2 tRNA genes and 2 rRNA genes are annotated in these 1,726 nt (G+C 49.7%); all 4 read right to left on the bottom strand.

Annotation, left to right across the window (positions count from 1 at the left end):
- Window positions 1–612, bottom strand: a 23S ribosomal RNA gene (locus tag J1779_RS00150); the annotation flags it as partial.
- Window positions 613–827: 215 nt separating this feature from the next.
- Window positions 828–903: transfer RNA gene (locus J1779_RS00145), tRNA-Ala, on the bottom strand.
- A gap of 137 nt (window positions 904–1,040) precedes the next feature.
- Window positions 1,041–1,117: transfer RNA gene (locus tag J1779_RS00140), tRNA-Ile, on the bottom strand.
- Window positions 1,118–1,188: 71 nt separating this feature from the next.
- Window positions 1,189–1,726, bottom strand: a 16S ribosomal RNA gene (locus J1779_RS00135); the annotation flags it as partial.

The raw sequence follows: 1,726 nt of genomic DNA, 5'->3' as shown, positions 1-1,726 counted from the left end.
CGGTTAACCTTGCTACAAAATATAAGTCGCTGACCCATTATACAAAAGGTACGCAGTCACCCAACAAAGTAGGCTCCCACTGCTTGTACGTACACGGTTTCAGGTTCTATTTCACTCCCCTCGCCGGGGTTCTTTTCGCCTTTCCCTCACGGTACTGGTTCACTATCGGTCAGTCAGGAGTATTTAGCCTTGGAGGATGGTCCCCCCATATTCAGACAGGATGTCACGTGTCCCGCCCTACTCATCGAACTCACAATGCATGCATTTTTGTGTACGGGACTATCACCCTATACTGTGCGACTTTCCAGACGCTTCCACTAACACATACGCTGATGTTGGTTCTGGGCTCTTCCCCGTTCGCTCGCCGCTACTGGGGGAATCTCGGTTGATTTCTTTTCCTCGGGGTACTTAGATGTTTCAGTTCCCCCGGTTCGCCTTGCATGGCTATGTATTCACCATGCAATAGTGTGTCGAAACACACTGGGTTTCCCCATTCGGGTATCGTCGGTTATAACGGTTCATATCACCTTACCGACGCTTTTCGCAGATTAGCACGCCCTTCATCGCCTCTGACTGCCTAGGCATCCACCGTGTACGCTTAGTCGCTTAACCTCACAACCCGAAGGTGTCTTAAAAGACAACGTCGCGCTGCGATTATTTGAGAGACTCTGTTACAGACTAATCCACCACTCAGTACTTCTACGGAGAGTGATGTTCAGCTGTAAACTTTCAATTTTCAGCTTGTTCCAGATTGTTAAAGAGCAAAATACTTCGCAGCATACTGTTACCAATATACTCTGAAGTATTATTTAGGGGCTGTACGGTAATGGTGGAGCTAAGCGGGATCGAACCGCTGACCTCCTGCGTGCAAGGCAGGCGCTCTCCCAGCTGAGCTATAGCCCCATACAGTCACTTACAGATACCTTAATCACTAACACACCAGGAAGATGAGTTAGCCAATTTGTTCTCAGGCAAGGCGGAGTTCATACGACGTTTGCATGTGCAAACGAGTGTGACGACAACGCAGCATGAGGACGAATTGGTAGGCCTGAGTGGACTTGAACCACCGACCTCACCCTTATCAGGGGTGCGCTCTAACCACCTGAGCTACAAGCCTATTAAGGTATTTCTGCTCGTTACTTTCTATCAGACAATCTGTGTGGACACTGCACAATGCGTATCTTTAGGTAAGGAGGTGATCCAACCGCAGGTTCCCCTACGGTTACCTTGTTACGACTTCACCCCAGTCATGAATCACAAAGTGGTAAGCGCCCTCCCGAAGGTTAAGCTACCTACTTCTTTTGCAACCCACTCCCATGGTGTGACGGGCGGTGTGTACAAGGCCCGGGAACGTATTCACCGTAGCATTCTGATCTACGATTACTAGCGATTCCGACTTCATGGAGTCGAGTTGCAGACTCCAATCCGGACTACGACATACTTTATGAGGTCCGCTTGCTCTCGCGAGTTTGCTTCTCTTTGTATATGCCATTGTAGCACGTGTGTAGCCCTACTCGTAAGGGCCATGATGACTTGACGTCATCCCCACCTTCCTCCGGTTTATCACCGGCAGTCTCCTTTGAGTTCCCACCATTACGTGCTGGCAACAAAGGATAAGGGTTGCGCTCGTTGCGGGACTTAACCCAACATTTCACAACACGAGCTGACGACAGCCATGCAGCACCTGTCTCAGAGTTCCCGAAGGCACTAAGCTATCTCTAGCGAA

This window comes from Rahnella rivi (assembly GCF_019049655.1).
Taxonomy (GTDB): Bacteria; Pseudomonadota; Gammaproteobacteria; order Enterobacterales; family Enterobacteriaceae; genus Rahnella; species Rahnella rivi.
The sequence above is the reverse complement of the archived record's forward strand: the minus strand, read 5'-3'. Positions and strand labels throughout refer to the sequence as shown.